At 38.9% G+C, this 8,743-nt stretch carries 10 protein-coding genes and 2 pseudogenes; 9 read left to right on the top strand and 3 right to left on the bottom strand.

What is annotated here, in order from left to right; all coding sequences use genetic code 11:
- From AC6F75_RS12465 to cmk, 8 genes and pseudogenes are all read left to right on the top strand, one after another.
- The coding region (locus tag AC6F75_RS12465) for a T9SS type A sorting domain-containing protein (protein WP_500715375.1) at window positions 1-194 on the top strand (194 nt) is incomplete at its 5' end.
- A 318-nt stretch (window positions 195-512) separates the two neighbouring features.
- Complete coding sequence (locus AC6F75_RS12460; RefSeq protein WP_500715373.1) at window positions 513-851, top strand: type II toxin-antitoxin system RelE/ParE family toxin; 339 nt, start codon at window positions 513-515, stop codon at window positions 849-851.
- A gap of 185 nt (window positions 852-1,036) precedes the next feature.
- A complete protein-coding gene (locus AC6F75_RS12455) occupies window positions 1,037-1,327 on the top strand; it encodes a helix-turn-helix domain-containing protein (RefSeq protein WP_500715372.1) in 291 nt (96 codons plus the stop codon).
- Window position 1,328: 1 nt separating this feature from the next.
- Window positions 1,329-1,547: pseudogene (locus AC6F75_RS12450) on the top strand (S16 family serine protease); the annotation flags it as partial.
- 267 nt (window positions 1,548-1,814) lie between these two features.
- Window positions 1,815-2,066, top strand: a complete 252-nt coding sequence (locus AC6F75_RS12445) for a type II toxin-antitoxin system ParD family antitoxin (RefSeq protein WP_500715370.1) — start codon at window positions 1,815-1,817, stop codon at window positions 2,064-2,066.
- Window positions 2,059-2,358, top strand: coding sequence for a type II toxin-antitoxin system RelE/ParE family toxin (locus tag AC6F75_RS12440; protein WP_500715369.1), 300 nt, complete (start codon window positions 2,059-2,061; stop codon window positions 2,356-2,358). Before AC6F75_RS12445 ends, AC6F75_RS12440 begins: the two co-directional genes overlap by 8 nt.
- 279 nt (window positions 2,359-2,637) lie before the next feature.
- A complete protein-coding gene (gene porQ, locus AC6F75_RS12435) occupies window positions 2,638-3,660 on the top strand; it encodes a type IX secretion system protein PorQ (RefSeq protein ID WP_500715368.1) in 1,023 nt (340 codons plus the stop codon).
- Window positions 3,657-4,352, top strand: coding sequence for a (d)CMP kinase (gene cmk / locus AC6F75_RS12430; protein WP_500715367.1), 696 nt, complete (start codon window positions 3,657-3,659; stop codon window positions 4,350-4,352). The genes porQ and cmk overlap by 4 nt, the downstream gene beginning before the upstream one ends.
- Window positions 4,353-4,527: 175 nt before the next feature.
- Here cmk and AC6F75_RS12425 read toward each other — a convergent pair whose 3' ends face one another.
- The 3 genes from AC6F75_RS12425 to tsaD form a co-directional block, all read right to left on the bottom strand.
- Window positions 4,528-6,084: a serine hydrolase gene (locus AC6F75_RS12425; protein ID WP_500715365.1), complete on the bottom strand. Its 1,557-nt coding sequence runs from the start codon at window positions 6,082-6,084 to the stop codon at window positions 4,528-4,530.
- A gap of 264 nt (window positions 6,085-6,348) precedes the next feature.
- Window positions 6,349-7,059: a 16S rRNA (uracil(1498)-N(3))-methyltransferase gene (locus AC6F75_RS12420; protein ID WP_500715364.1), complete on the bottom strand. Its 711-nt coding sequence runs from the start codon at window positions 7,057-7,059 to the stop codon at window positions 6,349-6,351.
- 99 nt (window positions 7,060-7,158) lie between these two features.
- Window positions 7,159-8,178 (bottom strand): tRNA (adenosine(37)-N6)-threonylcarbamoyltransferase complex transferase subunit TsaD, encoded by a 1,020-nt coding sequence (gene tsaD / locus AC6F75_RS12415; RefSeq protein WP_500715362.1) that lies wholly within the window; start codon window positions 8,176-8,178, stop codon window positions 7,159-7,161.
- 121 nt (window positions 8,179-8,299) lie between these two features.
- Between tsaD and AC6F75_RS12410 the strand changes: the two are divergent.
- A pseudogene (locus tag AC6F75_RS12410) lies at window positions 8,300-8,743 on the top strand (hypothetical protein); the annotation flags it as partial.

The following is an 8,743-nucleotide window of genomic DNA, read 5'->3' as shown; positions in this document are numbered from 1 at the left end:
TCCTGCACTGGCAGGCAGATGTGGGCATTAGGGCCATAAGTATTTATGATATATCAGGCAGGGCAGTAAAAGAGCAGGTAGTGACCGGCCAATCCGGCAGCCTTTCACTGGAAGGCCTTTCCGCAGGGAGTTATATTGTGGTGTTACAAGACAATACCGGCAAGTCGATGCATAAGGTTTTGGTGAAGAACTAGTAATATTTTCTTCCCTTTGACTTATTTATATTCATTCTAAAAAAGGCAAGGGTTGCTTTATCCTAACCTTTGGTATGGCGTAATGATGAATTATTTATACATAAGCCTGCATTTTGGGTTGTTCTTTTATACTGTCTTGGGTTTAAAAGTGTTCATAAAATGGGTAGCAAAACCCTACCTAAAACACCAGATATAAGATAATATCCCTTTGGAGAGACTACCCATATCCAATCGTTGTGCACAATCCAAGAAATATTATTTTCATTAAACCCTGTAATTTTTATTTGAATTTGTTTACTAATTAGTTAACTTTGTCCTGTGGTAAAAAAGATAATCGCATACAAAGAGTATTTCACTGACTTTTATAAAGCTCAAGAAGATAAAGTTCAAGAAAAGATTGAATACGTTTTGGATTTAGTGCGTTTTGAAAGACAAGTCCCGAAAAAATTCTTCAAAGCTCTTGAAAATACAGACGGAATTTATGAAGTGCGTGTAATTACGACTTTTAAAAGTATCCGCATTTTGTGCTTTTTCGATGATGGAAATTTGGTTGTACTTGTGAACTGTTTCGTGAAGAAAACCCAAAAAACATCGAGAAAGGAAATCAAACTTGCCGAGAAACTAAAAAAGGAATATTTAAAGGATAAAAATAGCTGATATGAAATGTCCATAAGCAAAATTGCCATACCAACCGCCTTGCGCTTCATAGCTTCAGGCGACGAAGCCGAAAATGATTATATGGGCATTACACCTGCCTGCCGCTTTGTCGCCTGAATCCGCCTATTGGCGGAGCAAGGTGGGCAGGCAGGCCTGACCGATAAAAAACAAATAAATATAAACAGATGAAAAATACAACAGATTTTGAGGACATCCTCATTGGAAAATACGGAAAAAAAGGAACTGAAAAAAGGGACAAGTATGACGCTGACTCTCTTGCATTCCGACTTGGTGCCATGCTTAAGGAAGCTCGAAAAGACGCCAATCTAACACAAGAAGAACTTGCCGAAAAAACAGGAACAAAAAAAAGCTACATTTCTAGAATTGAACGTGGGCTGAGCGATATTCAAGTTTCAACTTATTATAAATTGATTGAAATTGGACTTGGAAAACAACTGAATATCGAAATAGCATAACGGAAAAATACTGCCCGTGGGCGGTATCAAAGAAAAAATCCTGGCAGCCAAACGCGCCCGAATCAAGGAAATCATCCTGTGTGAAGAAAACAAAAGGGATATAGAAGAAATCAAGGATGACTACCTGAAAGGACTGACTTTTCACTATGTGAAAGATATGAAAGAGGTGATTGAAATGGCTCTTTTGAAAGAAAAAGTCAAAAACGCCAAGAAGCTTTAAGTAAGCTTAAGTGACGGGACTACCTTAGTGATGTCCTAAACTTTTATTATTTATACACAAAAGGCATTCCTGTAATGGGGTTGCTTTTTTTTATGCTTTAAAGGGTTTTTAAAAGTGTTCATAAAATGAGTAGTAAAACCCTACCTAAAACACCAGATATAAGATAATATCCCTTTGGAGAGACTACCCATATCCCATTGATGTATGTAATTTTAGAATTTGCATACTATACCAATATTTGGTATATTTGAATCAAATAGTATCAAAATGAATAAAAACACATCCATATCACTCGGAAATTATTTTGACGAGTTTGTTCAAAGCCGAATAAAAGAAGGCCGATTTAAAAATGTTAGCGAAGTTATAAGAGCCGGATTAAGGCTTTTAGAAGAAGAAGAAAGTAAAGTTATTGCATTAAAAAATGCAATACAAGAAGGAATGAATAGTCCAAGAGTTGAAAACTTTGACTTTGATGAGCATTTGGCCAAACTAAAATCCGAAAAGAGAAAGAATGGCTAAAGTTGTATTGAGACAAAAAGCCATTGATGATTTATCTGATATTTGGGAATATACAGTACTTAAATGGTCAGAAAATCAAGCTGACAACTATTATCAGTCAATTAAGTTTGCTTGTAAAGAAATCGGGACAAACCCGAATATTGGAAGAGAATATACCGGAATAAGTAGTAATTTATTAGGATTCAAAACTGGCAAACACATACTATTTTACCATATAATTTCAGAAAACGAAATTGAAATCATCAGAATATTACACGAAAGAATGGATTTGAAAAATAGATTAACAGAATAAAATGATACACACTATACCACAAATTTATTGCGAGATAGTAGCTGAATCAAAAAAATAGTAAATTTTTAAAAACTTAAAACCAGGACCGAAAAATTTGCAGGCGTTTGGACACCTCAAACATATACGAGGAAAGTTATTTAATCGGATAAAAAATTCTCTAAAAAAGGAAAGCAATCACATACTTTCCTTTTTTTTAATCCCTGAAAATAAATTATACTTGCACTCGTTTAGTAGATATGCATATTCTCCCGTATATGAGAATGAAAATCCAACCCTTTTATGCCAAGGAATAGTGTAGTTGCACTCTTTTTATTGATTACTGCTATGAGTTCTGCTCAAATCGGGGGAAAAGGTACCTACCAGTTTTTAAATCTGGTCAACTCTCCACGACAGGCTGCTTTGGGCGGGAAGGTCATCACCGGTTATGATTATGACCCCACAATGGGGCTTTACAATCCCGCCACCATCAACCCGATGATGGACAATCAGCTTTCACTCAACTATGTCAACTATTTTGCCGATGTCAATTATGGCACGGCTTCATATGCTTATTTGTATGACCGCAGGACCCAGGTGATACATGCGGGAGTCACTTATATCAATTACGGAAAATTTGACGGTTATGATGAATTTGGTGAGTCAACTGGTACTTTTGGTGGGGGAGAAGTAGCACTTTCTGTGGGTTATGCCCGAAACATTCCCTGGACTGATTTTCACGTTGGTGTGAATGTAAAACTTATTTCTTCCAAACTGGAGGAATACACCTCGTTTGGTGGTGCTTTGGATATTGGTGTCATTTACGTTTATGAACCCTGGGATTTGCACATTGCTGCGGTTGCCCGAAATATAGGAACCCAGTTTACACCCTATCATGAAACCTATGAAAAACTGCCCTTTGAAGTAGACTTCGGAATATCACAAAGCCTGATGAACGTGCCTTTGCGCTGGCACCTAACCCTTGAAAATTTACAAACCTGGAATATCGCTTTTTCCAATCCGGCCCGCGAGGAAACCGATTTGGAAGGCAATGTTCAAACAGAAAATATTACGGTTTTTAATAACATTTTCAGAAGGATGATCATAGGTGTCGAGTTGTTCCCCGAAAGCGGATTTAACCTGCGTTTGGGTTACAATTTAAGAAGAGCAGAGGAGTTGCGCATCGTTGATCAACGTGCCTTTGCAGGATTGAGTGCGGGGTTTTCACTTAAATTAAGGAAATTGCGATTAAGCTATTCTTATGCCAGATACAGTTCAGCAGCTTCGGCCAGCTTTTTTGGACTTAATATTGATTTGAACCAATGAGAAAAATTACTATAGCTATCGATGGGTTTTCTTCCACGGGAAAGAGCACAGTGGCCCGCCAACTGGCAGCATATCTGGGTTATGTGTATGTGGATAGTGGTGCGATGTATCGCGCTGTGACGCTTTATGCCATCCAAAACGGACTGATTGGTTCAGGCTTTTTCCATATAGAAAAACTTGTTTCCCAACTAAAAGACATCCACTTAAAATTTGAATTCAGCCCAGAAACCAAAGAAGCTGAGATTCACCTGAACAGAAAAAATGTCGAAAAAGAAATCCGTTCAATGGAGGTTTCCGGATTTGTGAGTCAAATTGCTCAAGTACATGAAGTGCGCAGAAAACTCGTTGAAATTCAGCAGGAAATGGGAAAAAACAAAGGGGTGGTTATGGATGGCAGGGACATTGGAACCGTAGTTTTTCCGCAAGCTGAACTCAAAATATTTATGACTGCCGATGCTAAAGAGCGCGCCATGCGCCGTTTTCTGGAATTTACAGACCAAGGTAAAGAAGTTTCTTTTGAGAGCATTTATGAAAATGTCACCCAACGCGACCACATCGATACCACACGTGACGATTCGCCCTTAGTAAAAGCCCAAGACGCCATTGAAATTGACAATACCTTCACCAATATTGAAGACCAGTTTCACATCATCCTTCAACTGGCCAAAGACCGTATTGCGGGGAGGGTTTAGGGTTTCAAGGTTCAAAGTTCAAGGTTTGTAAAGTGTAAAGTCCTAAATAAGGTTGACCGTTTTATGAAGTTGGTTAATCATTAATTTTAATTCCATCGCCTTGTCGCACCATCACCTTGTCACCCAATCAATTCTATCCACTACTGACTTCAATCTGCTTTAAATCTTATATGTTTTACTCTCTATTAAACTCCACCACACGCGTGTAGTTTGAAGGATAAGCGCCCACCTGTAAAAGCATCGGTCGAAGGCAAAACTCAAAATGAAATTTTTCAACATCACCGTTTACATCCATAGTGAACCAACTGAATTCTTCCCGTTGCGCCGGGTTACTCCACACAGCCCTGAATGTGTCGTGATGCCAGTGTTCAAGCAGGGCGGTTAAATCGTCGGTATCCCAGAACTTTACTTTTAGTTGGTTGTTTTCCTTGAAAATTTCAATTTTTCCATAAGCCAAATCAGTATAAATGCCGGTGTAATTGTCCAAATCGTGTTTAGGCTTGGTGTTTTTCTCACGGGAGTTATGGATGTTTTCCCTAATCTGACTTACGCGGTTGTAAGCATTTTGATAGATCGAAAAATAATGTTCCTGCCAGTTTCTTTCCTCTGTACCTATAAAAGAATCAAGAAGTGTATAGAACACTGCATTACCAAAATAATTGAAGGTGTTGGTCACCACTACAATGCCCAGATTTTGATTGGGTACTAAAAAGACAAAGGTGTTAAAACCGTCTGTTGCGCCGCCGTGTGAAATGATGCGCTCTCCTTTATAATCTGTAATCTGCCAACCCAGTCCGTATGAAGATTGAGCGGCGTAAGGATCAGCCGGTTGATGGGCAATTTGTGGACGGTGCAATTCGCGCATTTGATTTTCACTGATGAAGCGTTTGTTGTTAAAAACACCGGGTTCGCCCAGTTGCATCAACATCCATTTGTTCAGGTCGGCTACCGAAGAATTTACACCTCCTGCAGGTCCGGCATTGTCCCAGTTTCTCCATTTGATTGGAGTAATTTTCCCTTCAATTTCCTGATGGGGTGTGGCCTTGTTGGTGTTTGCATCCAGTTGGGTAATGCTTGTTGTGGTGTTGTTCATACCAAGGGGTATAAACAAACGATTCAGTAAAAACTCGTCCCAACTCACACCTTCAATGTATTCTATCAACTGTCCTGCTAATGAATACATCACATTGCTGTAAACACTTTTGTATCTGAAAGGGGCTTCAAAATCCATATAGCGCATTTGGTGAATGACTTCATCCCTACTGCTTTCGGTCATGAACTGAAGCCGGTTTCCCAGCATTCTCCCCACACCCACACGGTGAATCAGTAAATCCCTCACCGCAACCTGAGACGTTACCCATGGGTCACTCAATTCAAACCAGGGGATGTGGTCTATTACTTTATCATCCCAGTTCAGTTTGCCTTCATCCACTAAAATGGCCAATGCAGCAGTCGTCATATTTTTGGAAACTGAAGCAATCCCAAAAACTGTGTGTTCATTAACAGCTTCATTACTGCCCAAACTTTTTTCTCCAAAACCTTTTGAAAAAATAACTTCGCCGTCCTTCACCACACCAATGGCCATTCCGGGGATGATCCATTCAGTCATCCCGGTGTTTACCCAATTTTCAAAATTATCGGGAATTTTGTTTTGAGCAAGAACAGCATTTAAACAGAGAATGGAAAAAAGGAATGAAGTAAAAAATTGCTTTACAAAAAGTGAAGATTGCATTAGTTTTAAAATTTTAAATGAATAAATTATAGAACAAGACAAAAATAGTTTTTTAGGTAAATTCAGTTGTTGAAGTAAAGCTTTTTTACCATTAAGACATTAAGGAACATTAAGTTTTTTCTTAATTTTTCTTAATTACTTAATGCTCTTAATGGTTATGCTTTTAACAAATTAATGAAAACTTCTCTAATAAATAGTTTGTGATGTTGTTGTAAACTTTATTGACAAATATAAAGCTTCAAAATAAACTTTCAAGATTTGCGCCTATTCATTCACAAAAGCCACGCTGTGACATGCAACCACAGCAGCAGTTTCGGTGCGCAACCTGCTTTTTCCGAGGCTTACCGAAGAAAATCCGTTTTCCATTGCCAGTGCGATTTCCTTTTCGGAAAAATCGCCTTCGGGACCGATGAGGATTAGTACATTTTCTTTTGGTTTTAGAACTCCTTTAAGAGACTTCTTTTCGCCTTGAGCGCAGTGAGCGATCAATTTATTTGATTCTGAAGATGAGAGGCTTTTCATAAAGTCTGCAAATGATACGACCGGGTTGAGTTTGGGAAGTTCAGCTTTGAGTGACTGTTTCATAGCACTCAGGATGATTTTTTCATAGCGCTCCTCTTTGATTTTTGTTCGCTCGCTGTGATCGCAAATGATTGGAGTGATTTCGTGAATTCCAATTTCAGTTGCTTTCTCCAAAAACCATTCATAGCGGTCGTTGAGTTTGGTGGGGGCGACTGCCAGATGTAAATAATAGGGGAGCGGCTCGGGTGTGTCTATTTCAAGTAATTTGACAACACATTTATTGTGGTGGGCACCGATGATTTCTGAAGTAAAAAAATCACTATTTCCATTGGTGAGTTGCAGTTTGTCACCGGCCTTTTTACGAAGCACCTTAACGATATGACGACTTTCATCTTTATCAAAAGCAAGCTCCTGATTGATGTGTAAGGCTTCGGGATGGTAGAATAATTGCATTTTTCAGGTTTCAGGTTTATGGTTTCAAGTTTATAGTTATAGTTTGGAGCTGTAATTTAAAAATAAGAACAATAAACCATAAACTACAAACAACAAAACTCAAAATTCCATACGAGCTTTTGAGCCAACGTTTAATTCAGTAAAATCCTTGTTTTTGTATTTGAGTTCGCCTACGATGGCAATCATAGCTGCATTGTCTGTACAGTATTCAAATTTAGGGATATGGGTTTTCCAGCCGTATTGGCTTTCAGCATCTTTTAAGGCTTTTCTAATACCGCTGTTGGCAGAAACCCCACCGCCTATGGCCACTTCTTTGATACCGGTTTGTTTGACTGCTTTCTTGATTTTGTCCATCAAATATTCCACGATAGTGTGTTGAATGGAAGCACAAATATCAGCCATGTTTTCTTCAACAAAATTGGGGTTTTCTTTTTGTTGCCTCTGAACAAAATACAAAATCGCCGTTTTGAGTCCGCTAAAGCTGAAATCCAGCCCGGGTACTTTGGGTTTGGTAAAGGGAAATGCTTTTGGATTGCCTTGTTGGGCATATTTGTCAACCAAAGGTCCGCCGGGATAGGGCAGCCCCAATATTTTAGCCGATTTATCAAAGGCTTCACCCACGGCATCATCGATGGTTTGTCCGATGATTTCCATATCAAAATAATCATTCACCTTTACAATTTGAGTGTGCCCACCACTGATGGTAACTGCTATAAACGGAAAACCGGGTTTGCTTTGCGAGGGTTCGTCAATAAAATGCGCCAGAATATGTGCCTGCATATGGTTGACTTCAATCAACGGAATATCAAGTCCCATGGCCAATGATTTGGCAAAAGAGGAACCCACAAGAAGCGACCCCATCAATCCCGGGCCGCGTGTAAAGGCAATGGCGCTCAGATCTTTTTTATCAATTCCGGCTTTCTTTATAGCTTGATCTACAACAGGAACAATATTTTGTTGGTGTGCCCTTGAGGCAAGTTCAGGAACCACACCTCCATATTCCTCGTGAATTTTCTGAGAAGCCACAACATTGGACAGTATTTTGCCGTTGTGAATCACAGCTGCGGCAGTGTCGTCACAAGAAGATTCGATAGCTAGTATATATATTGATTTGGACATTTTATTTAGGCATAAAAATTGTTACTTTTATGGGCAATTTCCGTGCAAAGTTAAAACAATAAGGCTTATCAAAAAATTCAAAAAAATACTGCTGCGATTTCTGCTTGCAATCTTCTTGCTTTTGATAGCTCTTTTAATTTCGCTCTCTTTCCCTTCTGTACAAACTTATGTGGCACAAAAAGTGACCAAAAACCTGAATGAGCGTTATGATACCGATATCAATATAGAACGATTGGGCATCAACCGAAAAGGAGAGCTTACTTTACAAGGGGTATATATTGCAGATCATCACAAAGATACTTTGATTTTTGCAAGGAATATAAGCACTACCATTTTAAGTTTCAGGAACCTCTTAAAAACCAATCTTAATTTTGGAGACTTACTCCTTGAAGACGCCAAATTGTATGTGAAAACTTATCAAGGGGAAGAACGGGACAACCTGTCAGTATTTACCAGAAAATTTGCGCCTGAGACACCACTTGAAGATCCACCTCCTTTTATAATGGAATCCCGCACGCTTACCCTTACCAACACCATCATCAAAATAACCGATGAAAATCTTGAA

The sequence above is a fragment of the Planktosalinus sp. genome, from assembly GCF_059864935.1.
The sequence above is the reverse complement of the archived record's forward strand: the minus strand, read 5'-3'. Positions and strand labels throughout refer to the sequence as shown.

What these genes read in the sequence shown, in the direction of transcription:
- AC6F75_RS12455 (WP_500715372.1), top strand. Translation starts at nt 1,037, where the DNA reads ATGAAAAATACAACAGATTTTGAGGACATCCTCATTGGAAAATACGGA.
- AC6F75_RS12425 (WP_500715365.1), bottom strand. Translation starts at nt 6,084, where the DNA reads ATGCAATCTTCACTTTTTGTAAAGCAATTTTTTACTTCATTCCTTTTT.
- AC6F75_RS12445 (WP_500715370.1), top strand. Translation starts at nt 1,815, where the DNA reads ATGAATAAAAACACATCCATATCACTCGGAAATTATTTTGACGAGTTT.
- cmk (WP_500715367.1), top strand. Translation starts at nt 3,657, where the DNA reads ATGAGAAAAATTACTATAGCTATCGATGGGTTTTCTTCCACGGGAAAG.
- AC6F75_RS12420 (WP_500715364.1), bottom strand. Translation starts at nt 7,059, where the DNA reads ATGCAATTATTCTACCATCCCGAAGCCTTACACATCAATCAGGAGCTT.
- tsaD (WP_500715362.1), bottom strand. Translation starts at nt 8,178, where the DNA reads ATGTCCAAATCAATATATATACTAGCTATCGAATCTTCTTGTGACGAC.
- AC6F75_RS12440 (WP_500715369.1), top strand. Translation starts at nt 2,059, where the DNA reads ATGGCTAAAGTTGTATTGAGACAAAAAGCCATTGATGATTTATCTGAT.
- porQ (WP_500715368.1), top strand. Translation starts at nt 2,638, where the DNA reads ATGCCAAGGAATAGTGTAGTTGCACTCTTTTTATTGATTACTGCTATG.